This is a genomic window from Pseudomonas sp. 2835, from assembly GCF_050435905.1.
Lineage (GTDB): Bacteria > Pseudomonadota > Gammaproteobacteria > Pseudomonadales > Pseudomonadaceae > Aquipseudomonas.
The window spans coordinates 276502-301116 of sequence record NZ_JBNDLE010000002.1; the positions used below are offsets into that span (position 1 = coordinate 276502).

Below are 24615 nucleotides of genomic sequence, written 5' to 3' on the forward strand. Positions count from 1 at the left end.
CGGCTCCCACAGTGGATCGGTGAACACCGGACCTGTGGGAGCTGGCCTTGCCAGCGATGAGGCCCTCAAGGCTTAGTACACATCCCGCCGATAACGCCCCTGCTCGATCAACCGCTCAACCTCGACAGCCCCGAGCACTTCGTTGAGCACCTCATCAACGCCACTGGCCATGCCCTGCAAACTGCCGCAGATATAGATCGATGCACCCTGGTCGAGCCAGCGCCGCAGTTCTGTCGCCTGCTCGCGCAAACGGTCCTGCACATACACCTTGTGGCTCTGGTCGCGGGAGAAGGCCAGCTCCAGCCGCGCCAGATCGCCGCTGCGCTGCCAGCCTTGCAGTTCATCCCCACACAGGAAGTCATAGGCCTGGTTGCGTTCGCCGAACAGCAGCCAGTTGCTCCGCTCGCCGGCCACAATGCGGCCCTTGAGCAGGCTGCGCAGCCCGGCTAGCCCGGTACCGTTGCCGATCAGGATCATCGGCGTGGCGGGTGGCGGCAGGTGGAAGCCGCTGTTGCGGCGCAGGCGCAGGCTGACGCTGTTATCCACAGCCAGGTGCTCTGTCAGCCAGCCTGAGCCCAGGCCGAGGCTGCCATCGGGGTGGCGTTCCTGGCGCACGATCAGCTCGAGCACGCCGTCACTGGCGATCGAGGCAATCGAGTATTCCCGCGCTGCCAGCGGAATCAACGCATCGACCAGTGCTTGTGCATGCAGGCCGACCAGGTGCTCGCGGCTTTTGGGCAACTGACGATTGGCCAGGGCCTGCAGCAGGCTCTCTTGCAGGCCTTCGACCTGCACGGGAGTTTCGCCATCAAGCCCCAGGCCCTTGAGAAACTGCTCAAGACTGTGGGCACTGTTACGCGGCAGGATCTCCACCAGGTCTCCAGCTTCCCACTGCGCAGGTTGCTCAGGCCTGAGGCCGAGCAGATAGACAGCCGAGCCCTGACTGCCCGGGTTCATCAGTTCGCGACTGATCAAGGTCCAGCTGGCAAATTCGGGTGCCTGCCAGGCTGCCGGAGGCGCGCTGCCGGTCAGTTGGGCCAATTGCTGTTGCCAGTGTTGCAGGGCCGCCGGGTCGGCGCTGTCGACTTCAACCGGGGTGAAGGCGCTGGTGGCGCCGCGTTCGCCGAGCCAGGCCTGCAAGCGCCGGGCAAAGCCGCAAAAGTGCGGGTACTGGCGGTCGCCAAGGGCCAGCAGGGCGTAGTTCAGGTCGCCCAGCGCCAAAGGCTGGCCAAGCACCTTGCGCTCGAAAGCGCGAGCGCTGTCGGGGGCTTCGCCGTCGCCAAAGGTACTGACGACGAACAGCGCTTTTTGCACTTGGTTGAGGTCCTGTTCGGTGAGTTCGGCCAGTGGCCGCACTTGCACCGGCAGACCTGCAGCCTGCAGTTGCCCGGCACTCTGCCAGGCCAGTTGCTCGGCAAAGCCGCTCTGGCTGGCAAAGCCCACCAGCCAGCCGCCGTCCTGCCCGTTCGAAGGCGCGAAGCTGCCCCGCGCGGCACGCACCTGACGCTTTTTACGTCGACGGTCGAGATACAGCAGCCAGCCGGTGATGAAGAACAGCGGCATGGTCAAACTGGCGATGGTCACCACAATGCGCCCGGTCAGGCCGAAGTAACTGCCGACGTGCAGGGCATAGACGCTGGCCAGCAATTGCGCCTTGAACGACTTGTCGGCGTAGCGCTCGTTGCTCTTCACCTTGCCTGTGGCCGGGTCGAGGTTCAGGGTGTTGAGCGCACGTTCATGTTCGGCGCCTTCAAGCAGGTAGAAGATCATCGCTGGTTGCCCGCCAGCTGGCGGCAGGCGCAGGTTGTAGCTGGTCATACCGGGGCCGGCGGCGGCTTGCAGGCTGGCCCACACGGCGTCGTAGTCGACCACCAGCGGCTTGGCGTCTTTACTCGTCGCTCCACCGGGGCGTCCGCCGCGGCCTTCGCCACGCTTGTGTTGCTGGCCAGCGGCCGGGCTGTCGGCGAGCAGCTTGTTCAGGCCTTCGCGGTACCACTCGTAGCTCCAGAACAAACCGGTCAGGGCAAACAGCAAGTAGAACAGCAGGCACCAGGTACCGGCCACGGCGTGCAGGTCCCAGTTGAAGGCGCGGCCCTTCTTGGCCCAGTCCAGGGTCAGCCAGGTCCGCCAGTTCAACGCCTTGCGCGGCCAGCGCAGGTACAGGCCGGACAGGCAGAAGAAAATCAGCATCAAGGTACAGGCACCAGTGATCTGCCGGCCGGTATCGCCCATGGCCAGAAAACGGTGCAGTTGCAGCATCAGGTCGAAAAAGCCCTGGCCGGCGACGTCGCCCTGCAACTTGCCGGTGTAAGGGTCGGCATAGCGCATCAGGCCCCGGCGTTCGCCCGGAGGAGGGGTGAAGAAGACCCGCGCCACCTTATCGTTGTCGGCCTGGACCCAGAGCATGGCGACCTTGTCGCCCTGTTCGGCCTCAATCCTGCGCACCAGCTCAGGCATTGGCAGCACGCCTTCCTGGCGTACTTCGACGGTGAGCACATCAGGGTTGAACAGCTCCAGCAGCTCATCCTGGAACGACCAGATGGCACCGGTAATGCCCATCAGTGCCAGCACCAGGCCTGCGGTAATGCCGAAGAACCAGTGCAGTTGAAACAGGGATTTCTTCACCACAGCAATCACCTTGTCGTGTCGCAAACGCGAATGCGACGCACATTATGCCTTGATACACAAAAGCCCCGTTCACCTAAATGAACGGGGCTTGCCAGTCAGCGTCCGTCAGAAGTGGAAGCTGGTGGTCAGCAGGGCAGTGCGCCCGGCGGCCTGGTTGGCATAGTGGGCAGCGTAGGCTTTGTCGTAGTACACCTCGTTGGTGAGGTTTTGTACGTTCAACTGCAGGTCGACGTTCTTGGTCAGCTTGTAGCTGGCCATAGCGTCGTAGCGCCAGTAGGAATCGACCATCACGGTGTTGTTGACGTTGCCGAACACGTCATCGACGTAGAAGGCACCGCCGCCGACGGTCAGTTTCGGCGTGACATTGTAGGTAGTCCACAAGGTCAGGCTGTTGTTCGGCGTGTTGGGCATCTGGTTGCCGTTGTTCGGGCTGTCGACGAATACGCCGCCGACGTTCTGCTTGCCCCCATCGATCAGCTTGGCATCCATGTAGGTGTAGCCGGCGAAGACCTGCCAGTCGTTGGTCAGCTTGCCGGTGGCGGTCAGTTCCAGGCCGTCAACCCGGCTCTTGCCGACGTTCTCGTAAGTGTTGGTGCTGACCAGAACACGAGCGTTCTCTTTTTCGGTACGGAAGATTGCTGCGGTGAGGGCCAGGCGCTCGTCCAACAGGTTCCATTTGGTGCCGATTTCGTAGTTGGTGGTTTCTTCCGGCTTAAGGTCGCTGGTGGTAGTGGCGGTCAGCAATGGATTGCCGTCGCTGCCTTCACCGAGCGAAGCACCGGCCGGGGTCGCCGAAGTCGCGTAGGAAATGTACACGCTGCCGTTCTCGGCTGGCTTCCAGGTCAGGCCCAGCTGGCCGGTGACGAACTCGCTGGTGTCTTCGGTCTTGAAGCTGGTCGCGCCGCTGGCGATTTTGGTCTTGGCCTTGGTGTCGAAGTGGTCGTAGCGCAGGCCCATGGTCAGCAACCAGGCCGGGTCCAGTTCCAGGGTGTCGGTCAGGTAGATAGCGCGGGTGTTGCTGGTGGTGTCGGCGCCAGCCAAGGTGCGGCTGACGGTGCCATCCCAGGCTGCGTTCGGGTTCGGATCGGTGAACGAGGTGCAGACTCCGGAGATCTGTCCGGTGGCGCTGCTGCAATTGCCGGAGGCAAAGCCGGTGACGTTGTAGCCGGTCTTGACCGAGGCTTCGCGGCTCAGCTCGATACCGGTCGAGAAGCTGTTCTTGAAGCCGCCAATGTAAACCTCGCCGAACAGGTCGGTCTGGTTGGTGGTGGTGCGGGTGTTGGCCACGCGGTTGTTCGGACGGCGCCAGACTTCACCGTTGAGGATGTTGCCCTTGCTGTCGTCAGGCTGGCTGAAGATGTAGTCCTGCAGGGTGTTGCCGTGACGCAGGGTGTTCTTGATCGTCAGCGCATCGCTCAGGTCGTGCTCGAGGGCGATGGTGGTGATGTCGGCGCGGCTCTTGTAGAAGTCACGGCCGACCAGGCCATAGAAGTTGTCGCTGTCGCCGCCATCGGTCGGTTTGTCCGGGTTGGCCGAAGTGCGGTTGGCGGAGCTGCCGGATTTCAGGCTGTAGGGGATGCCCGAGTCAGGCAGGTCATCGCTCTCCATGTGGTAGTAATCCAGGCTCAGGCGGGTCTCGGTACCCAGGCCGAAGACCAGCGACGGCGCCACGCCCCAGCGGTCATAGTTGACCTCGTCGCGGCCGGCGACGTTGCTTTCGTGGCTCATCAGGTTGAGGCGGAACGCGGCGGTGTCGAGGAACTGGTAGTTGCCATCGAAGGTGTAGCGTTTGGTCTGGTCCGAACCCCAGGTGAAGGCACCATCGGTAGAGTTGCCCAGGTGCGCGCGCTTGCTCACCAGGTTGATGGTGCCGCCTGCCGCGCCGCGGCCACCAATGGCCGAGTTCGGGCCCTTGGCCACTTCGACCGATTCGATGGCGAAGATTTCCCGGGTTTGCGAGCCGGTGTCACGAACGCCATCCAGGTACATCGAGCTCTGCGAGTCGAAACCGCGAATGAACGGACGGTCGCCGGACGGGTTGCCACCTTCGCCGGCACCCATGGTGATGCCTGGCACTGTGCGCAGGGCGTCCTGCAGGTTAAGGGCGTTGGTGTCCTTGATGACTTGCTGGGGGACCACTGTCACGGTGCGCGGAATATCCACCAGTGGCGCGGTGTACTTCTGCGAAGACGCACGTTCGACCTTGTAGTCAGTGCTGGCCGCTTCCGCCTGGCCGGTGACGCTGGTGGCATCCAAGGCGATGGCACCGTCCTTGGCTGGCTCGGCATCGGCGGCAAACGCCATGTGCCCAGCGGAGGTAGCGGTGAGCGCTACACCAATGGCGCAGGTGAGCAAGCGTGGTGAACTGACAGCGGTAGGCACGTTGTGACGCGGCATGGTGGTCCCCTTCCCCAGGTTTTTAGGCCGCGAAATATAATGTAAACAAATATGAGTAACAATTGAGAAGAATTGCTATTTGTGCGGAATTTACAATCTTTACATTTTGTGACTGGCGGTTTTTTCGTGCTGAAACGTCCCACCCGCCGAAAGGGCTTGTAGAGAGTCAATGGGAATCAATACCATTGACGTCTTTTCACCTTCAGGTGCACGCGCCATGCTGCTACATATTTCCGGCCTGTTTTCCACCGAGGAGGTCCTGCGTATTCGCCAGGCGCTGGAGCAGACCGAATGGGCCGATGGCAAGATCACCGCGGGCTACCAATCGGCCAAGGCCAAGCACAACCTGCAGTTACCTGAAGGTCACCCGCTGGCCAAGGAAGTCGGTGCGGCGCTGATCGAACGCCTGTGGCAGCACCCGCAGTTCATGTCGGCGGCGTTACCGCACAAGGTGTTTCCACCGCTGATCAACTGCTACCGGGAGGGCGGCAGTTTCGATTTTCATATCGACAACGCCTTGCGCCAACCTCGTGGCAGCCACGAGCGGGTGCGCACCGATCTGTCCTCGACGTTGTTTCTGAGCAACCCCGAGGACTACGACGGCGGTGAGCTGGTGATCCAGGACACCTTCGGTGTGCAGCAGGTGAAGCTGGCGGCAGGGGACCTGGTGCTGTATCCGGGCACCAGCCTGCATAAGGTCAACCCGGTGACCCGCGGCGCGCGTTATGCGGCGTTCTTCTGGACCCAGAGCCTGGTGCGCGAAGACAGCCAGCGCGCGCTGCTGTACGAAATGGACCAGGCCATCCAGCAACTGGGCGCCGACGTGCCGGATCACCCGGCGCTGATCCAGTTGACCGGCACTTACCACAACCTGTTGCGCCGCTGGGTCGAGGTCTGAGCCATGACATTCGCCTTGCGCAATCGCCAGGAGCTGGACAGCGAACAGTTCGCCCAGATGCTCGAACACAGCCCGGCCAAAGCGGCCCAGGCATTGCTGGCCGCCGCCGGGCAGGACATCGTCGAGGCGCAATTGTTGCTTGGGCAGATACTCCTCGACGGACGCGGTATCGAGAAGGACCCGGCCCTGGCCCGGCGCTGGTTTGCCATCGCCGCCAGCCGTGGCAGCGCCATGGCGCACAACATGCTCGGGCGCTGCCTGGAACATGGCTGGGGAGGAGGGGCTGATGTGTCGGCTGCGGCCACTGCATATCGCCAGGCTGCTGAAATGGGGCTGGACTGGGGCCTGTACAACTACGCCAACCTGCTGGGCACTGGCCGTGGGGTGGTTCAGAACCATCCTTTGGCATTGCTCTGCTATCGACAGGCTGCACACATGGGCCATGCCAAGTCGATGAACCTCTATGGGCGTTATCTGGAGCAGGGGCTGGCCTGTGAGCGGGACGTCGGCCAGGCGCAAGACTGGTATCGCCGCTCGGCCGAGGCGGGTGATTTTCGCGGGCAGTTCAGCTACGCCACGGTGTTGGTCGAGAGCAATCAGCTTGATGCAGCATTAGCCTGGTTCGACGTCGCGCTGCGAGGCGGCAATCTGAATTTCCTGCGCAGTAGCGTCTGCACCCTGCGGCAGGTTCAGGATGAGCGCTTGCTGCCTGTCCTGCGAGCCTATGAGCAACGGCTGACGTTTATGCAACTTCACCCTTAGCAAAGCCTTCGACGAGTTTGCAGGGAATCAATGCAGCCTGCCCTGCTCATGACGAAACGCCCAAGCTCAAGTGCCTGCCCGATATTTTAAAGGACTTGAGAATGGTGGATCCTGTTGATAAATCGTTTATCGCTACCCTGTATTCAACCAAAGCCGGCCGTTCAGGACAGGTTGGCATCAGTGCACAACGTACCGAATTTGATTTTGCAGAAAGTGGCTGGCTACAGATAGTGGGGCATGGGCTGCGAGTACGGCCGATCGATTTTCGTTTTCAGTTCGTTGAAGATCAAGGTGACCGGATTCATTACGACATTACCTGCGCATCCAAGGTCGATGGTTACCTGGGGAAGAAGCTGGGCAGAAGTAGTGGCGGCTATCTCGGCTTGTACGGTAAAAACGAAATTACCTTCTTCTGGAAAGTTCAGCCGCGCGCTGAGTGGTACGGTCAGCATGAACGCCACTTCATCCTGCGTGACTATGAGGGTCACGAGATAAAGAGCTACGACAGGAATCGGGATGGCGACAGGTATTTGAATGCATATGAAGGTGCGCCATTGAGCTTCGCGGTCAGGATTAAGGAAGTCCTGTAGACCTTGCTCACGCATTGATAGCCCTGATCACGCAGATGATGACCAAGGGAGCCCGGGGGCAATGATGCCCCCGGTTTTTTGTGTTACAGGTAGTAGGCTTTCAGCGGCGGGAAGCCGTTGAATTCCACCGCGCTGTAGCTGGTGGTGTAGGCGCCGGTCGACAGCCAGTACAGACGGTCACCGATCGCCAGGTTCAGCGGCAGGCCGTACTTGTAGTGCTCGTACATGATGTCGGCACTGTCACAGGTCGGGCCTGCGATCACCACTTCTTCCATCTCGCCTTTCTTCTCGGTCCAGATCGGGAACTTGATCGACTCGTCCATGGTTTCGATCAGGCCGGAGAACTTGCCCACATCGGTGTACACCCAACGCTCGACGGCGGTACGCGACTTGCGCGCCACCAGCACCACTTCACTGACCAGGATACCGGCGTTGGCGATCAGCGAACGGCCTGGCTCGAGGATGATTTCCGGCAGGTCGTCGCCGAAGTCTTCCTTGAGGAAGCGAATGATTTCCTCGGCGTAGGTTTCCAGGCTGTTGGTACGGGTGATGTAGTTGGCCGGGAAGCCGCCGCCCATGTTGATCAGCTTGAGCTCGATGCCGTCTTCTTCTTTCAGGCGCTCGAAGATCACCTTCACTTTGGCGATTGCCGCATCCCAGACGCTGATGTCGCGCTGTTGCGAACCCACGTGAAACGACACGCCGTAAGGCACCAGGCCCAGGTCGCGGGCGAGGATCAGCAGGTCCATGGCCATGTCGGTCTGGCAGCCGAACTTGCGCGACAGCGGCCAGTCGGCGGTGGTCGAGCCTTCGGTGAGGATGCGCACGTAGACTTTCGAGCCCGGGGCGGCCTTGGCGATGTTGCGCAGGTCAGCTTCGGAGTCGGTGGCGTACAGGCGCACGCCCTTCTCGTAGAAGTAGCGGATGTCCTTGGATTTTTTGATGGTGTTGCCATAGCTGATGCGATCGGCGCTGACACCGCGGCCCATCACTTTGTCCAGCTCGTAGATCGAAGCGATATCGAAGCTCGAACCCTTTTCCTTGAGCAGGTCGATGATCTCCACGGCAGGGTTGGCCTTGACCGCGTAATAGACCTTGGCGAATTCGAAACCGGCGCGCAGGTCGTCGTAGGCCTGGCTGATCATCTGCGTGTCGATGAGCACGAACGGGGTTTCTTGCTTGTCGGCGAAGGCCTTCATTTTCTGGAAGGTATCGCGCGCGAAGTAGTCTTCGACCTGAATCGACATGCTTAGGGACTCCATGGGCAAACTGAAAAAATAAGTGGCTGCAACTGAACGTCCTCCGTATCCCCACTTTGGTTCGCCTACTTCCCAAGGCATGTCGCCGAAAGCAAAAAGGTCAACCGTGCATGATGAAGCGAGCTACGGGTGACCTTGCTGTCTCGTCGTCAGTACTTGAGCCGGATGGATCGTTTCCAGCATGGACGTTCGGCGCGAACTTTAGGACCTGAGGGGCTCGAGATCAACAAAAAATGTCGCGTTTTTGCACACGTCCGTCGCCCTGGGTTGGTCAGCCACTTTTTAACCGACCTAGGTAAACAGTAGATGTTCAATTTGATGACAAAAGCGTTAAAAATACCGGTATACGCCGGTATCTTTCGTAGAACACGCAAATGAATGCAATGGTCGAAGTTGGCGGCGAAAGTGCAGGAAAAGGCGGTAATTTTGGGGTGCAATGGGCTTGCGGCGTGACCTTGAATCGAAGGCTGGCCGTTCATATTTTTTTCCGCTCTGGCAACCGGTCATCTACACATTTTTTCGTGATTTTTTTTCCGCTCGCACGCTTCGTCGGCAGTGGTGATCTTCGATTGCCGGCCTTAATAAGAAACATTACTATTCGCGCCATTCCTCATCGCCTGCGAAGAGCTGTGCATCGTGTCGCGACACAAAGGCTTTCTCGACCACTACCATGAGCTGATCGGCACCTGGACGCGCAAACTGCGCAGTCGTCAGCAGGCCGAGGACCTGGCGCATGATGCGTTTGTGCGGGTACTGGAAAATGACCAGGCGGGGGTCGAACAACCGCGCGCCTATTTGCATCAGACCGCGCGCAACATTGCCGTGGACGGCTACCGCCGTGAAGACCGACGCCAGGCCCTGGAGCAGGACGCCTTCGAGCCGGGCATCGACGCCAGCGGCGATCCCGAGGCCTACATGAATGCCGTGGAGCTGGCCGACAGCGTCGAACGAGCCTTGGCCGAACTGCCGCTCAACTGCCGGCGGGTGTTCATCTGGCAGAAGCTCGAAGGCCTGACCCAGGCCGAGATCGCCGAGCGCATGGGCTTGACCAAGAACATGGTCGAAAAGTATATGATCCGCACGCTCCGGCATCTGCGTGAGCACCTGGATGTGTCGACGAGATGAGTCAGGCGAATGTTTTCATGAATCAGCAGGCGTGCCCGTGCGGCAACGAGACCGTGCGCGAGCAGGCAGCCCAGTGGTTTGCCCGCAGCTGCGATGGCGTCCTGGCACCGGAGCAACAGGGCGAGTTGCAGCGCTGGCTGGCCGAGCACCCGCAGCATCAAGCTGAATTCGATCTGCTTGGCATGCTCTGGGGCGCTGCCGGGCAGGTGCCGCGCGCACGTCTCCAGACCCTGTGCCAGGCCGATCCGGTCAGCCAGTTGCCGCGTCGGCGTTTTGTTCGCCAGGCGCTGGCGGCCGGCGTCGCGACCCTGGCGTTGGGGCTGGGCTGGTTTGGCTGGCAGCAGCATCAACTCAATTTCCAGGACCAGGTGCAAACCGCCCTGGGCGAGCGGCGACTGCTCGACCTGCCGGATGGCTCACAACTGGAGGTCAACGGTCGTACGCAACTGGTCGTGCAATTTAGTGCCGGTCAGCGGCATGTCCAATTGCGCGAGGGCGAGGTGATGTTCAGCGTCGCCCACGACAGCCAGCGGCCCTTCGTGGTCAGCACCGGCAATGGCACGGTGACGGTGACCGGCACGCGTTTTGATGTGCGCCAGGACCCGGAGCAAACCCGCGTGGCGGTCGAGAACGGCTCGGTGCGGATTGACGGCCGCGATGCTTCCAAAGCCTTGCTGACCGCAGGCCTTGGGTCGCATATCGATGCCCGCGGCCAGGTCGCGGCACCCTACGCGGTAGATGCCGCAGCGGTGACAGCCTGGCGCAAGGGCAAGCTGGTGTTCGACGATGCGCCGCTTAGCGAGGTGGTCAAGGAAGTCTCGCGCTACCGTGAGCAGCCGTTGCGTGTAGCCCCCGGCAAGATTGCCGCGCTGCGCCTGAGCAGCACCTTCAACGCCGACGATACCGACGCCTTGCTGCGGGCGCTGCCAAGCATCCTGCCGGTGGCGATCAAAGCCCATGCCGACGGCTCCAGCGAAATAATCGCAAAATAAATTCAGGTTTTTTTTCAGTTGTTCGTCTTCCTGGCCAACTGCAACTGTCAAGCATTTCCATTTGCATGGCATTGACATCTATATGGACCCTCAGGACCTCTCGACGACGTGAACAACAACAAGTTTTCCCCGCGTTCTTCCCGCTGGTTGCCCTTGGCCCTGGCCCTGGCTGTCAGCGGCGGTATCGCCAGCACTTCTGCCGCCCCAGCACCGGACAGCATTCAGATCCAGGCCCAGCCGCTGGCTTCGGCGTTGAGCCAACTGGGCCAGCAGACCTCGCTGCAGCTGTTCTTCAGCCCCGAGTTGGTGGCCGGCAAGCAGGCGCCAGCAGTCTCCGGCAACCTGCAACCGGAAGAGGCGCTGCGGGCGTTGCTTGAGGGCAGCGGCCTGACTTATGAAATTTCCCAGGGCACCGTCGTCCTGCACCCTGCGCAGACTGCCGGAACCCTTAGCACCGGCAGCCTTGAGCTTGCGCCCACCGACGTCAAGGTTGTTGGTGACTGGCTGGGCAGCGCCGAAGAAGCGGTGGTTCACAACCATCCCGGAGCGCGTACCGTGGTGCGCCGCGAAGCGATGATCGAGCAGGGCGCATTGAACGTACGCGACGTGCTGCGCGGGGTACCGGGTGTCCAGGTGCAGGATTCCAACGGCACCGGCGGCAGCGATATCGCCCTGAACGTCGGTGTGCGTGGCCTGACCTCGCGGCTGTCGCCACGCTCCACGGTATTGATCGATGGCATCCCGGCGGCGTTCGCGCCTTACGGCCAGCCGCAACTGTCGATGGCGCCGATCTCTTCCGGCAACCTCGACAGCATCGACGTGGTACGCGGTGCCGGGTCTGTGCGCTATGGCCCGCAGAACGTCGGCGGGGTGATCAACTTCGTCACCCGCGCCATTCCCGAGAAAGCCACCGGTGAGCTGTCGACCACGATGGAAACCTCCCGCCATGGCGGCTGGAAGCACATCGAGTCGGCCTTCCTCGGCGGCACTGCCGACAATGGCCTGGGTGCAGCCTTGCTGTACTCCGGGGTCAACGGCAACGGCTATCGCAGCAGCGACAACGACAACGATATCGATGACGTGTTGCTCAAGACCCATTGGGCGGTGACCGACAGTGACGAATTCTGGCTCAACTTTCATTACTACGACGCCAAGGCCGACATGCCCGGCGGTCTGACCCAGGCCCAGTTCGACGACGACCCGTACCAGTCCGACCGCGACTACGACACCTTCAGCGGCCGACGCAAGGATGTGTCCTTCAAGTACCTGCGCCAGATCGACGACGTCACCCAGTTCGAAGTGCAGACTTACTATACCGACAGCTTCCGCGGCAGCAGCATTGCTGCCCGCGACCAGAAGACCCTGTCGTCATACCCGCGCAGCTACCACACCTTCGCCATCGAGCCGCGGCTATCGCGGATCTTCTTCGCAGGCCCCACCACCCAGGAAGTCAGCGTCGGCTACCGCTACCTGAAAGAAGCGATGCACGAGCAGTCAACCCGCCTGGCACTGATCAATAACGTGCCGACCGTGACCCCGAGCTCCGACGGCCATGTATTCCAGGACCGCACCGGCGGCACCGAGGCCAGCGCTTACTACATCGATGACAAGATTGATGTTGGCAACTGGACCATCACCCCGGGTATCCGTTTCGAGCACATCAACACCGACTGGCATGAGCGCCCGGTGCGTGGCACCAACGGCGTGCCGGTGCAGGAAAAGAACCGCAGTGTGACCAGCAACGAGCCACTACCGGCGCTGAGCGTGATGTATCACCTGTCGGATGAATGGAAGCTGTTCGCCAACTACGAGACCTCGTTCGGCAGCCTGCAGTACTTCCAGCTTGGCCAGGGCGGCAGCGGCGACCAGACCGCCAACGGTCTGCAGGCCGAGAAAGCCAAGACCTATGAAGTGGGCACCCGCTACAACAACGGTACCTGGGGCGGTGAGCTGACCGCGTTCTACATCGATTTCGATGATGAGCTGCAGTACATCAGCAACGACATTGGCTGGACCAACCTCGGCGCCACCAAGCATCAGGGTATTGAAGCCTCCATGCACTACGACCTGTCGGGGCTCGACCCGCGTTTGCAGGGCCTGAGTGCCAATGCCGGGTTCACCTACACCCGTGCCACTTATGAAGGCGAGATTCCTGGTTTCAAGGGCCGCGACCTGCCGTTTTACTCGCGGCAGATCGTCAACGCCGGGCTGCGTTATGAGATCAATCGCTGGACCTGGAACCTCGATGCCTACGCTCAGTCGAAACAGCGCGCACCGGGTACCGGCATGAATGCTGACGGCAGCTTCAACGGCAATTACATCACCGAGCCGAGTGCCGATGGCCAGTACGGCGACATTCCGGGCTACGTGACCTGGGCGGCGCGCGGTGGCTATGACTTCGGCAAGGAACTGGCGAACCTCAAGCTGGCCGCCGGGGTGAAGAACATCTTCGACAAGCAGTACTACACCCGCTCCAGCGACAACAACTCGGGGATCTACCTGGGTGAGCCGCGCACCTTCTATGTGCAGGCCAGTGTCGGCTTCTGAGGCCTGATCGCGGGGTAAGTCGGGTCGGGGGCCCCCCCCCCCCCCCACAAGTTGGGGGGGGGGGGGGGCGCCCCCCCCCCCCCCCCCCCGGGGGGGGGGGGGGGGCCCCCCCCCCCCGACTTGCCCCGCGATGCTTTTCAGCGTTACGCGACCGCTTCTGCCGGCGACACAATGCTGGTCTTGCCCCCCCGCGAACGCCCCGAGCTCAGGTAAGCGGCGATCGATTCCTGGGTCACCTCGCCGAGGAACACCTGCTCGGCATCCAGCACCGGCAGCCACGAGCGATTGAACTCATACATCCGCGACAACAGGATGCGCAGGTGCTCATCGTGCGAGGCGGTGGCGTTGAAGGTGCGCAGAAAATCAGCGCAGCTGCCTTGCTGGCGGTGCAGGTCGCGACGGCGCACGTAACCCATGGCCTTGTTCTGCCCGTCGGTAACCACCACGTAGCGGCGGTCATGTTCGTCCATCAGCTCCAGGGCATCGGCCACTGGCGTTTCCGGGCTTACTGATGGCGCGTTGTCGGCGGCGTCTTCGGCACGCACCAGCAACAGGCGCTTGAGGGTGCTGTCCTGGCCAACGAAGTTGCTGACGAAGTCGTCGGCAGGGTGCGCCAGCAGGGTGTCCGGGTGGTCGATCTGGATCAGCTTGCCGGCGCGGAAGATCGCGATCTTGTCGCCCAGCTTGATCGCCTCGTCGATGTCGTGGCTGACCATGATCACGGTCTTGTTCAGGGCCCGCTGCATCTCGAAGAACTCGTTCTGGATCATCTCGCGGTTGATCGGGTCGACCGCACCGAACGGTTCGTCCATCAGCAGCAAGGGGGCTTCGGCAGCCAGGGCGCGGATAACGCCGATGCGCTGTTGTTGGCCCCCCGACAATTCGCGCGGGTAGCGCTGCAGGTACTGCTTGGGCTCGAGCTTGATCATGCTCATCAGCTCGCGGGCGCGCTCATGGCATTTCTGCTTGTCCCAGCCGAGCAGGCGCGGGACCACGGTGATGTTCTCTTCGATGGTCATGTTGGGGAACAGGCCGATCTGCTGGATCACGTAGCCGATGCGTCGGCGCAGGGTCACTTCATCAAGGCCGGTGGTGTCTTCGCCGTTGATCAGCACCTTGCCCGAGGTCGGCGCGATCAGGCGGTTGATCATTTTCAGCGTGGTGCTCTTGCCGCAACCGGAGGGGCCGAGGAACACGCAGATCTCGCCTTCATTGACGGTCAGGCTGACGGAGTCGACGGCTTTGACGTCTTTACCGTTGGCGTGAAAGGTCTTGCTGAGGTTCTGAAGTTCGATCATGGGCGCAGTCCTTTTGGAGTCAGAGAGCGTTGCAGGGCTTGCAGCAGCAGGTCGGCGAAGATGGCCAGGAGGCTCACCAGCACGGCGCCGACCAGCAGCATCGACATGTCGCTGCGGCTGATGGAGGTGAGAATGAGCACGCCCAGGCCACCGGCGCCGATGGTCGCGGCGATGGTCATGACGCCGATGTTCATCACCACGGCGGTGCGCACGCCGGCGAGGATCACTGGCACGGCGATGGGCAGCTCAACCATGCGCAGGCGCTGGCCGAAGGTCATGCCGATGCCGCGAGCGGCTTCACGTATGCCCGGCTCGACGTTGGTCAGAGCCAGGTAGGTGTTGCGCAGGATCGGCAACAGCGAATAGAGGAACACCGCGGTGATCGCCGGCAGTGGGCCCAGGCCCTGGCCGAATTTGGAATAGAACGGCAGCAGCAGGCCGAACAGGGCGATCGAGGGGATGGTCAGCAGCACCGTGGCGCTGGCCTGCAGGGGGCCGGCGAGGGCCGGGAAGCGGGTCATGAGGATGCCCAACGGCACTCCGAAGAGGATCGCCAGGCTGACGGCGATGCCGACCAGGGTGATGTGCTGCCAGGTCAGGTGCAGTACCTGGGCCCAGTCAAGGTGGGTAAAGGTATCGAGCATGTTATGGCTGCTCCTGTGCAGGTGGGTGCTGGCGCAGGTACTCAGCGGCGACTTTGCCCGGGCTCTGGTGTTCGACATCGACCTTGGCGTTGAGTTGGCGCATGGTCTCGTCGTCGAGCTGCTCGGCCAGCGGCTTGAGCAGGCTGGCCAGTTGCGGGTTGGCGTCGAGCACGGCCTTGTGCACCACCGGGGCTGCGGTGTAGTCGGGGAAGTAGTGCTTGTCGTCTTCCAGCAGCTTGAGGTCGAAGGCGCTCAGGCGCCCGTCGGTGGTGTACACCAGGCCACTGAACACCTGGCCGTTGCGTAGCGCGGTGTAGACCAGGCCGGCGTCCATCTGGCGGATGTCGCGGCGAGTCAGTTGCAGGTCGTAGGTTTCGGTCAGGCCCACCAGGCCGTCGGGGCGGTTGGCGAACTCGGTGTCCAGGGCCACCACGTGGGTGCGGTCCTTCTCGTCGCGCAGCACCTGGTTCAGCTCGCTGATGCTGTTGACCTGCGGGTACTGGTCGGCAACCTTGCGCGGCAGGGCCAGGGCGTAGGTGTTGCTGAACTTCGACGGTGTCAGCCAGATCAGGTCTTTTTGCGCATCCAGCTCCTTGACCCTGGCGTAGGTGGCCGCTGCGCTGGGCATGCGTTCTTCGATGTGGTTATAGGACACCAGCGAGACACCGGTGTATTCCCAGACCATGTCCAGCTGGCCGGTTTCGTGGGCGCTTCGGGCCAGGTTACTGCCCAGGCCGCCGGTGATGCGCACGTCAAAACCATGCTGGTTGAGGTACTGGGCGGTGATTTCGGCCAGCACCGTTTGTTCGGTGAAGACCCGCGCACCGAGGCGGATCACAGGTTTGCTCGCGGCCTGGGCAAATCCTGCGAACAGCAGGGCCGCGCCCAACAACAAGGCGATTCTTTTCATGACAGTTCCTTCGCTTAGTGGGCCAGGCCGCGTTCAAGCCAACGGCGGCTGGACTGCGCCACCAGGGCGTCGAGCAGCAGGGCGAGCAGGGCGGTACAGGCAGCGCCGAGCAGCAGTTGCGGCTGATTGTTCAAGGCAATACCGGGGAAAATCAGGCTGCCCAGACTGTTGGCGCCGATCAGGAACGACAGCGGTGCGGTACCGACGTTGATCGCCAGGGCCACCCGCACGCCACCGACGATGATTGGCACGGCGTTGGGTAGCTCGACCCGCCAGAGGGTCTGGCGCGGGGTCATGCCGATGCCGGTGGCGGCTTCCTTGAGCGAGGCGGGAACGTTTTTCAGGCCTTCGTAGGTGTTGCGCACGATCGGCAGGAGGGAAGCGAGGAACAGCGCGAAGATCGCGGGACCGGCGCCAATGCCCAGGAAACTCAGGGCAATGGCCAGAACGGCCAGAGGGGGGATGGTGTTGCCAATGTTGAAAAACTGCATGAAGCGTTCGGCGCGGTCGACCCGGTGCGGTCGACTCAAGGCAATCCCAGCGGGTATGCCCACGGCTAACGCCGCCACCATCGACAGCAACACCAGCATCAGGTGCGCTTGCAGGTAGAACCACAGATCGGCGCGGTAGTGCGCGATCGTATCGATGCCGATCCAGTGGATCAGCAGGGCCAGGATGACGAGCACGAAGGCACATCCCATCAGCCCCTTGCCATAGCTTTTAGCCACAGGCGGACTCCTTTTGTTGTCGGCGAACACACTCCCGTGGCGGCCACCATTCCAGGCGGCAGGCAGTGTGATCGCGATAAGCAGCGCGTTGTCCGGAAACGGAACGGAACACGCCATAAGCGAAGCCTCGTCAGGCTCGTAGTGCCGGTGAAACCAACCCTGACGAACGGTCATGACCGATTGCGTATCAGGGCAGTGGACGCCTCCACAGCCGTAAAGGTTCCCATCTGAAGCGGCATTTGGCCAGCGTTAATCCCTGAAACACGAGGAACTTCGCACGAAAAAACCGGGCATTTCCTTCCTGGTGTTATTGAAGCGCCTGCTATCAGGCCGTCCGTCATGAAGCTCAGCATTGCAGCGGAAAATTCATGATAGTCGCTTGAGGGAATATTCCTCTGGAGGTATTTTGTTGTCATGGTCAATCAGCTTTTGTGCCGAGTTTCTTGCTGACTTCGAGGGTTTTCATGAAAGGGTTCAGGACGAACTGCTCGCACAATTGAGGTTGCTTGAGAGTCGCGGGCCTGCCCTTGGGCGGCCGCGAGTGGATACATTGAATGGATCTTGACACCACAACATGAAGGAGCTGCGGTTTGACGTTATGAACGGTGTCTGGCGGGTGGCTTTTGCGTTCGATCCCAAGCGTCGCGCCGTTATCCTGGTTGCGGGTGACAAGGCCGGAGTCAGCCAGCAACGGTTTTATCGAAATTTGATTCGGCGCGCCGATGAGCGCTTCGACAGGTATCTGTCAGGAGGTGAAGAACATGTCTAGAACACTTGATGAAGTCATCTACAGTCTTTCCCCCGAACGAAGGGCGCGTGTCGAACAACGCGGACGTGAGTTGATTCGCGAGGAAATGACCCTGCAGGCGTTGCGCAAACAGTTGGAGTTGACCCAGGAAGGTATGGCCGGACGTCTGGAGATTCGTCAGGCGAATATTTCCAAGATTGAAAAGCGCAGCGATATGCTGATTTCGACCCTGCGCAACTATGTCGAGGCAATGGGCGGAAAACTCGAGCTTGTTGCACATATGCCTGATCGCGGGCCTGTGACCCTTGAAGGCTTCACTGACAGTATGGCTAGACATAAATAGCGTACTCGTCGCTTCGCGCGACGGGCGGAGGCCTCAGGCTTTGGTCCCCGTTCGACTTCGGGTATGATACTGGCCCTTTTTGAATCACCTGCCAGGCGATTTCCCATGACCAACCAGGCCGCCGAAGTCGCGAAACGCCGCACCTTCGCCATTATTTCCCACCCCGATGCGGGTAAGACCACCATCACCGAGAAGCTGTTGCTGATGGGCAAGGCGATTGCCGTTGCCGGTACGGTGAAATCGCGAAAGTCCGACCGCCATGCCACCTCCGACTGGATGGAAATGGAGAAGCAGCGTGGTATTTCCATCACCACCTCGGTGATGCAGTTCCCCTATCGCGAGCACATGATCAACCTGCTCGACACCCCGGGCCACGAAGACTTCTCGGAAGATACCTATCGCACCCTCACCGCCGTCGACTCGGCGCTGATGGTGCTCGACGGCGGTAAGGGCGTCGAGCCGCGGACCATCGCCCTGATGGACGTCTGCCGCCTGCGCGACACGCCGATCGTCAGCTTCATCAACAAACTCGACCGTGACATCCGCGACCCGATCGAACTGCTCGACGAAATCGAAGCGGTATTGAAGATCAAGGCGGCGCCGATCACCTGGCCGATTGGTTGCTACCGCGACTTCAAGGGCGTGTATCACCTGGCCGGCGACTACATCATCGTTTACACCCCGGGCCACGGCCACGAGCGGACCGAGGTGAAGATCATCGAGAAGCTCGACTCCGATGAAGCCCGCGCCCACTTGGGCGACGAGTACGAGCGCTTCCTCGAGCAGCTGGAGCTGGTACAGGGCGCTTGCCACGAGTTCGACCAGGACGAGTTCATGCGCGGCGAGCTGACCCCGGTGTTCTTTGGTACCGCCCTGGGCAACTTCGGTGTCGACCATGTGCTCGATGCCGTCGTCGACTGGGCGCCACGCCCGCTGCCGCGCGAGGCCAACGAGCGCGCCGTCGAGCCGACCGAAGAGAAGTTCAGCGGTTTCGTCTTCAAGATCCAGGCGAACATGGACCCCAAGCACCGCGACCGTATCGCCTTCATGCGCATCTGCTCCGGCCGTTACGAAAAAGGCATGAAGATGCGTCATGTGCGCACCGGCAAGGACCTGCGCATCGGCGACGCGCTGACCTTCTTCTCCTCCGAGCGTGAGCAACTGGAAGAGGCCTGGGCCGGCGACATCATCGGCCTGCACAACCACGGCACCATCCAGATCGGCGATACCTTCACCGAAGGCGAGGCCCTGGGCTTCACCGGTATCCCGCACTTCGCTCCGGAACTGTTCCGCCGCGTGCGCCTGAAAGACCCGCTCAAGTCCAAGCAACTGCGCCAGGGCCTGCAGCAGCTGGCCGAGGAAGGCGCGACCCAGGTGTTCTTCCCCGAGCGCAGCAACGACATCATCCTCGGCGCCGTCGGTGTGCTGCAGTTCGATGTGGTCGCCAGCCGCCTGAAGGAAGAGTACAAGGTCGAATGTGCCTACGAGCCGATCACCGTCTGGTCGGCGCGCTGGATCAGCTGCGACGACAAGAAGAAGCTTGAGGAATTCAAGAACAAGGCCGTGGAAAACCTGGCCATCGACGGCGGTGGTCACCTGACCTACCTGGCGCCGACCCGGGTCAACCTGGCGCTGATGGAAGAGCGCTGGCCGGATGTGAAGTTCCGTGCCACCCGCGAGCATCATTGATCGCCAGACCCCGCCGCTTCACTGCGGCGGGGTCGCTTCCCTTCAAGGGTGCGGTTCTGCGCCCAACCGGTAGATCAGCAATGCCAGGCTATCGGCGTTGAACAGCATGATCTGCGCGCGTTTTTCGCTGTCATTCAGAAACACCTGACGAGCCTGCTGCAGATCCTGCGCGCCGGTGATCTTCAGGATCAGTTTCTTGCCTTTGCGATCGCTGCGGCGCAAGTCGCGCAACCTGCCTGTGTCTTCATCGAATACCTTGAACAGCTTGTTTATCGGGGTCATGGCACTGAAGCCGCTGTCGTGGGCTCGCTCCAGCCAGTCGCGCTCGGGGCTGCTGATCAGCCAGTCGGCGTAAGGGGCAACACCCAGGGTGTAGGTGATGTCTCGGGTCTGGCAAGCCAGGTGGGACAGCTCGTGCAGCAGGGTAAAGGCGCGGGTGAGGTTGGCTGCTTGAGGCTGGGCGTAGCGGCCTTGCAGGGGGAGCTGGTTGATGGTCGGATTGTCGAAGAAGGCGTCGAGCAGAAAGATCTGCCGGCTGCGGTCGGCCGGGTTGACGAAGGCGCTGGCATCGATAGGCGCGCCAACCCTGCTGCCCATGACGTAACGCATGGAATAGGCGGGCGAGTAGTTGCGTGACAGCAGCATCCTCAGCAATTTTTCTATCGGTTTGCTTACGTGCATCAGCAGCGCATCGGACACATCCGCCACATTGAAAAAGTCCCTCAGAACCTTGGCCGTTTGCTGTGGCAACTGGCCTGCCGTGGTGCGACTGATGTTGTAGTGGCAATTCACCAGGTAGCTCACCGCTGTATCGTGTGCTTCTCGGATGAGGTTGCCGCGATAAGGGTTTACTCGCTGGATCTGCGCCATACCCACCGCGAGTATCGCTATCTGTTCCCGGGAGACCACCCGACGGGTAAAGCGGCCACTGAGGTCGCTCAGTACCCCGCCAGACTCGGCCAGACCTGGCCTTTGACCTGTTGTTGCTGTATCCAGGTTTTTCCAGAATGCCTCGACCGACCGCACCTTACCCTCGCCTTGGCCGACCAGCAGCCCCTGCACCAGCGCCGCACAGAGCTCGGCCAGTGACTGGCTCCAGGTGTTGCGATCAAGTTTATCCAGGGTTTGCAGCACGCTGGTTTCTGTCTGGAATATACCCAGCAGCGTGCCCAGCCTGCCGGGCAGGAACATGCCCACTTGCAACCCGAGCTGGCCGAGCAGGTTCTTCAGTGTTTGCCAGCGGGCTTCTTCGAGGGTTATCAACTGGGCGTGCGCCATGTCCTGGAGCAACTGGGCGTTATCCAGGAACAATTGTTTGAACAGGTTGCCTGCGAGCGGACGCCAGGCCAGGGTGATAGGGCCGGGGCGGGAAAACGGCAGGTCGAAATCCGATTCCACACTGAATGGCAGGTGCGGCTCTTCAAAGCCGCCGCGTGCATAGCGCTTGCGCATCTGCGCTGGCATACGCCCGAGTAGCAGGGCCTGAAACGCTGGTGTGGTCCTGATCTTTTTCAGCAGGTCGCGGCTATCGGCAAATTGCCGATAGGCCTGGCGGCTGTCGTAAGGGCTGTACAGCACCAGCGGGCCCGCCTGCTGATTACCGATCAGGTACAGGCCAGGCACCGGGTCCGGTTCAAGCCCGCTATCGGCCACCAACAGCAGTGGTGTCATGTGCTGTGTGCGGTCTTCTGGCAGTTCCAGTACCTGGGTAACCGTCTGTAGCGCTGCGCCATCGAGCTCGCCCTTGAGGCGGGCACGCCAGGCCGCTTCGAGCATTTGCCCGGGCAGCTGCCGGCAGAAGGTTGCCAGGCGCCGGGCATAGTCGGGGTCGTGTTCGGCGAATTTCTGCTGCAGCAGGCGCTGGTAGTGGCCGCCAATATCCAGCGCCTTGGCCACCATGCGAACGTACTGGCTGCGCAAGGTGGGTGGCAGCAGCTCACCCTTCTGGTCGGTCACCAGGATGATTGCGTTGTCCCAGTCACGGTAATGATCGAGTGCATAGTCAACCAGGGACTGGCGATGGCGCACGTAACTGGCTGGCAGCGACAAGGGGATTTCCCCAGGTAAAGGCGGCGCAGTGATCCAGCGGTTGGTGGTGACCTGGATAGCTTCAGGGCGGTAGTGGCCGGGGCCGAAATCCTGGTCCAGACGCTGTTGCAAGTGTTCCCGGGCATAGGTGTCGATCGCGGGGATATCGAACAGATAATCCTCGGTGGCGCCCAGCAGGTTTTTTGCCAGCACCCGCAAGTAGGCGTGTTGATCGTTCGTTGATGCCTTGCGCAGCCACTCGGGAGCATGGGCTGCAATGGCCTGCGCCCTGGCGCGATCCTGCAGGTTGCGCAGAGTTGTGCCGATGGCATCGGCGTCGCTGATATGACGGTTGAATGCCTTGACTGTATTGCCCGGCAGCCTCGCTGCGATGGCCCGGTCGTACAGCGCCAGAACCTGTGTCTGGCGCGAGGGCAGCGAAGTGGGCGCAAACGCGACGTCGAGGCGTTCGGCCAGCTTGGCGATCAGGGTAAGCAAATGCTGCTGGTAGTCACGTAGCTGTTGATCGTCTTGCATCAACACCGCTTGCAGTTGCTGGCGAAGGCTCTGGCGCACGCGTTGGGCACAGTGGCTGATCAACGCCGGGGGCAGCAATGGCAAGGTGGTCGGCAGCTCAGCCGCGGTCGCGGCGCTGGAGTGCCATAGCGTGTTGTCGGCGGGGTGCCAGACCAATTCGATCAGGGACAGGACCGGTGCACTGCGGTGTTCCGGTTGCACGGTAATGGCGTGCAAGGGAGGGCCATTTTCCAGAAAGCTGGACAGCTCGCGTTTCATCAGTGCCCGGGTGATCGAGTTGAGGCTCGGGCGCTGGATGAGCACGCGGTGATACTCCGCCACCAGCAGTTCCAACTGAGCTTCTGTCGAGGCCGCATCCGGGTTGCCATCGCCGAGGAAGCTGGCAATCCGTTGCAAGGTGGCCGTTGAAGGTGGTGCTTGCTGTGCGTATCGCGGGGTGGCCTGTTCGGCTAGCCGGTCATTGATCGTCAGCATCAGGCTGTCAAACAGCGGTGTGTTTACCAGGTTGACCTGAAAGTCCACGGCGGGGTGGCGCTGCAAGTGCTGGCGATGCGCCGCCGGTGCGTACCGCAGGATCTTACCGATCAGCGTGGGATGATCCTGCAGACTCAGCAACGCCTGTTTGACCTGACGCCGGTTGGCGAAACGCTGCAGGCCGATGTCGGGGTTGTAGATGAACACTTCAGGCCAGTCGGCGCGGCTGAGCAGGAAGGTGGTGTCCAGCGCGATGGCCTGGCCATCGTCGGTCAGTGTATCCAGGCGGTCGACGCGCAGTGCCGGATCATGACCGAGGCGTTGCAAGGATTGGCGTTGCGCATCGCTCAGCGGTTGCCGGGCATCAAGTTGTTCGAGCAGAAGCCTGAAGCCTGCGCGCAGGGCATCCGGGTGGAAGTAGGGCAGCTTGGTAGACGTCATGAAAGGCTCCCGGCGGTAGATCGCAACCGGGGGCCGATCCCCGCGGCAATCGCCGGAGATTGCCGGGGGCAGGCAGGCAGGAGGCGTTATTTATATCAATTGCCGGCCTTGATGCTGGTCCAGATCCGCGTGCGGATGCGGTCGATTTTCGCTGGCATCGCCTCCAGGGCGAAGAGCTTGCCGAGCATCTCGTCGCTCGGGTAGATCATGGTGTTGGCCTTGAGCGCCGGGTCGACCAGGGTGTCGGCTTTGAGGTTGCCGTTGGCGTACTGCACATGGTTGCTGATGTTGGCCATCACCTCGGGCTGCAGCAGGTAGTTCATGTAGGCGTAACCGGCTTTTTCGTCCGGTGCATCAGCCGGCATGGCGACCATGTCGAACCACATCGGCGCGCCTTCTTTGGGAATCGAGTAGCCGACCTTCACGCCGTTGTTGGCTTCTTCGGCGCGGTTCCTGGCTTGCAGTACGTCGCCGGAGAAGCCCACCACCACGCAGATGTCGCCGTTGGCCAGGTCGCCGGTGTACTTGGATGAGTGGAAGTAGCTGATGTACGGGCGCACCTTCATCAGCAGTTGCTTGGCCTTGTCGTAATCCTCGGGCTTCTGGCTGTGGTGCGGCAGGCCCAGGTAATTGAGGGCGATCGGCAACAGCTCCGGGCCGTTGTCGAGCACCGCCACGCCGCAGCTTTTCAGCTTGCTGATGTACTCGGGTTTGAAGATCAGGTCCCAGGAATCCAGCGGGGCGTTGTCGCCCAGCACTGCCTTGACCTTGTCGATGTTGTAGCCGATCCCGGTACTGCCCCACAGGTACGGGAAGCCGTACTGGTTGCCTGGGTCGTTGACCTCCAGGGCTTTGAGCAACACCGGATTGAGGTTCTTCCAGTTGGGCAGCTGGCTCTTGTCCAGTTGCTTGAGCGCCTTGCCCTGGATCTGCCGGGCCATGAAGTGGTTGGACGGGAACACCACGTCATAGCCGGAGTTGCCGGTCATCAGCTTGCCGTCGAGGGTTTCGTTGCTGTCGAACACGTCGTAGGTCGGCACGATGCCGCTGGCCTGCTGGAAGTTCTTCAGGGTGTCGGGGGCGATGTAGCTGGACCAGTTGTAGATTTTCACCGAGTCAGCCGCCTGGACGACCGAGGCGGCCAGCAACAATGGTGCAAAGAGCAATGGGCGCATGTCTGGATTCCTTGCTTGGTCTGTTTTTTATCGAAGGAGGCAGGCGATCAAATGATCAGAAAATCAGCACGTAGGTCTTGCGCACGGTCTCCTGGATGTCCCAGGTGCCGGTGCTGTTGGCCGGCAGCATGATCGCGTCACCGGCTTCGATGGTCAGCGGCTCGCCGCCATCAGGGGTGAAAGTGCAGCGGCCCTTGATGAAGTGGCAGAACTCCTGCTGGACGATCTGCCGGCGCCAGCGCCCCGGGGTGCATTCCCAGATGCCGGTTTCGACGCCGTCGCTGCGCTCGACGCTGGTGACCGAGGCGATCGAGACCGGCTCGCCGAGCGGTACGGCCACCGGGTTGGATTCGGCCAGGGTGACAGTGCCGGTGTTCTTGAACTGGGTAATGCTCATAGCGG

At 61.4% G+C, this 24615-nt stretch carries 20 protein-coding genes; 10 read left to right on the top strand and 10 right to left on the bottom strand.

Annotated elements, in window-relative coordinates:
• Window positions 1–72: 72 nt before the first annotated feature.
• Window positions 73–2628, bottom strand: a complete 2556-nt coding sequence (locus tag ABIE20_RS03375; protein WP_429502780.1) for a PepSY domain-containing protein — start codon at window positions 2626–2628, stop codon at window positions 73–75.
• A 105-nt stretch (window positions 2629–2733) separates the two neighbouring features.
• On the bottom strand, window positions 2734–5025 hold the full coding sequence (locus ABIE20_RS03380) for a TonB-dependent receptor (RefSeq protein ID WP_429502782.1): 2292 nt from the start codon (window positions 5023–5025) through the stop codon (window positions 2734–2736).
• A 217-nt stretch (window positions 5026–5242) separates the two neighbouring features.
• On the opposite strand from ABIE20_RS03380, the gene ABIE20_RS03385 reads away from it, so the two are divergent.
• The 3 genes from ABIE20_RS03385 to ABIE20_RS03395 all read left to right on the top strand — a co-directional run bounded on the left by ABIE20_RS03385 (window position 5243) and on the right by ABIE20_RS03395 (window position 7275).
• Window positions 5243–5923: a Fe2+-dependent dioxygenase gene (locus tag ABIE20_RS03385; protein WP_429502784.1), complete on the top strand. Its 681-nt coding sequence runs from the start codon at window positions 5243–5245 to the stop codon at window positions 5921–5923.
• Between the two features lie 3 nt (window positions 5924–5926).
• Window positions 5927–6685: a tetratricopeptide repeat protein gene (locus tag ABIE20_RS03390; protein ID WP_429502786.1), complete on the top strand. Its 759-nt coding sequence runs from the start codon at window positions 5927–5929 to the stop codon at window positions 6683–6685.
• A 101-nt stretch (window positions 6686–6786) separates the two neighbouring features.
• Window positions 6787–7275, top strand: coding sequence for a hypothetical protein (locus ABIE20_RS03395; RefSeq protein ID WP_429502788.1), 489 nt, complete (start codon window positions 6787–6789; stop codon window positions 7273–7275).
• 83 nt (window positions 7276–7358) lie between these two features.
• Here the strand turns inward: ABIE20_RS03395 and ABIE20_RS03400 are convergent, their stop codons facing one another.
• Window positions 7359–8522: a type III PLP-dependent enzyme gene (locus tag ABIE20_RS03400; RefSeq protein ID WP_036993923.1), complete on the bottom strand. Its 1164-nt coding sequence runs from the start codon at window positions 8520–8522 to the stop codon at window positions 7359–7361.
• 386 nt (window positions 8523–8908) lie between these two features.
• Between ABIE20_RS03400 and ABIE20_RS03405 the strand changes: the two genes are divergently transcribed.
• From ABIE20_RS03405 to ABIE20_RS03420, 4 genes are all read left to right on the top strand, one after another.
• The gene (locus tag ABIE20_RS03405; RefSeq protein WP_429502790.1) at window positions 8909–9208 is read left to right on the top strand and encodes a hypothetical protein; all 300 of its coding nucleotides are present in this window, start codon (window positions 8909–8911) and stop codon (window positions 9206–9208) included.
• Window positions 9171–9659, top strand: a complete 489-nt coding sequence (locus ABIE20_RS03410; protein ID WP_045196243.1) for an RNA polymerase sigma factor — start codon at window positions 9171–9173, stop codon at window positions 9657–9659. Before ABIE20_RS03405 ends, ABIE20_RS03410 begins: the two co-directional genes overlap by 38 nt.
• Window positions 9660–9676: 17 nt before the next feature.
• Window positions 9677–10651: a FecR family protein gene (locus ABIE20_RS03415; RefSeq protein WP_429502792.1), complete on the top strand. Its 975-nt coding sequence runs from the start codon at window positions 9677–9679 to the stop codon at window positions 10649–10651.
• A gap of 108 nt (window positions 10652–10759) precedes the next feature.
• Window positions 10760–13198 carry a TonB-dependent siderophore receptor gene (locus ABIE20_RS03420; RefSeq protein WP_429502794.1) on the top strand — a complete coding sequence of 813 codons (2439 nt, stop codon included), beginning with the start codon at window positions 10760–10762 and terminating at the stop codon, window positions 13196–13198.
• A gap of 143 nt (window positions 13199–13341) precedes the next feature.
• On the opposite strand, the gene ABIE20_RS03425 is transcribed toward ABIE20_RS03420, so the two are convergent.
• Genes ABIE20_RS03425 through ABIE20_RS03440 form a run of 4 tightly spaced genes read right to left on the bottom strand, consistent with a single transcriptional unit; the run spans window position 13342 to window position 16778 of the window.
• Window positions 13342–14496: a betaine/proline/choline family ABC transporter ATP-binding protein gene (locus ABIE20_RS03425; protein WP_429502795.1), complete on the bottom strand. Its 1155-nt coding sequence runs from the start codon at window positions 14494–14496 to the stop codon at window positions 13342–13344.
• Window positions 14493–15140, bottom strand: a complete 648-nt coding sequence (locus ABIE20_RS03430; protein WP_038996994.1) for an ABC transporter permease — start codon at window positions 15138–15140, stop codon at window positions 14493–14495. The genes ABIE20_RS03425 and ABIE20_RS03430 overlap by 4 nt, the downstream gene beginning before the upstream one ends.
• A 1-nt stretch (window position 15141) precedes the next feature.
• Entirely contained in the window at window positions 15142–16050 is a 909-nt protein-coding gene (locus ABIE20_RS03435; RefSeq protein WP_429502798.1) for a glycine betaine ABC transporter substrate-binding protein, read from the bottom strand.
• A gap of 14 nt (window positions 16051–16064) precedes the next feature.
• Entirely contained in the window at window positions 16065–16778 is a 714-nt protein-coding gene (locus ABIE20_RS03440) for an ABC transporter permease (protein WP_115088621.1), read from the bottom strand.
• Window positions 16779–17352: 574 nt separating this feature from the next.
• On the opposite strand from ABIE20_RS03440, the gene ABIE20_RS03445 reads away from it, so the two are divergent.
• From ABIE20_RS03445 to ABIE20_RS03455, 3 genes are all read left to right on the top strand, one after another.
• Window positions 17353–17547 carry a type II toxin-antitoxin system RelE/ParE family toxin gene (locus ABIE20_RS03445; protein ID WP_429502800.1) on the top strand — a complete coding sequence of 65 codons (195 nt, stop codon included), beginning with the start codon at window positions 17353–17355 and terminating at the stop codon, window positions 17545–17547.
• Window positions 17540–17869, top strand: a complete 330-nt coding sequence (locus ABIE20_RS03450; protein WP_401289652.1) for an XRE family transcriptional regulator — start codon at window positions 17540–17542, stop codon at window positions 17867–17869. Before ABIE20_RS03445 ends, ABIE20_RS03450 begins: the two co-directional genes overlap by 8 nt.
• A gap of 105 nt (window positions 17870–17974) precedes the next feature.
• The gene (locus ABIE20_RS03455) at window positions 17975–19558 is read left to right on the top strand and encodes a peptide chain release factor 3 (protein ID WP_429502803.1); all 1584 of its coding nucleotides are present in this window, start codon (window positions 17975–17977) and stop codon (window positions 19556–19558) included.
• Between the two features lie 42 nt (window positions 19559–19600).
• Here ABIE20_RS03455 and ABIE20_RS03460 read toward each other — a convergent pair whose 3' ends face one another.
• The 3 genes from ABIE20_RS03460 to ABIE20_RS03470 all read right to left on the bottom strand — a co-directional run bounded on the left by ABIE20_RS03460 (window position 19601) and on the right by ABIE20_RS03470 (window position 24610).
• Window positions 19601–23038, bottom strand: coding sequence for a dermonecrotic toxin domain-containing protein (locus ABIE20_RS03460; RefSeq protein WP_429502804.1), 3438 nt, complete (start codon window positions 23036–23038; stop codon window positions 19601–19603).
• A 95-nt stretch (window positions 23039–23133) separates the two neighbouring features.
• The gene (locus tag ABIE20_RS03465) at window positions 23134–24213 is read right to left on the bottom strand and encodes a polyamine ABC transporter substrate-binding protein (protein ID WP_429502806.1); all 1080 of its coding nucleotides are present in this window, start codon (window positions 24211–24213) and stop codon (window positions 23134–23136) included.
• A 55-nt stretch (window positions 24214–24268) separates the two neighbouring features.
• Window positions 24269–24610: a cupin domain-containing protein gene (locus ABIE20_RS03470; protein ID WP_429502808.1), complete on the bottom strand. Its 342-nt coding sequence runs from the start codon at window positions 24608–24610 to the stop codon at window positions 24269–24271.
• Window positions 24611–24615 lie beyond the last annotated feature (5 nt).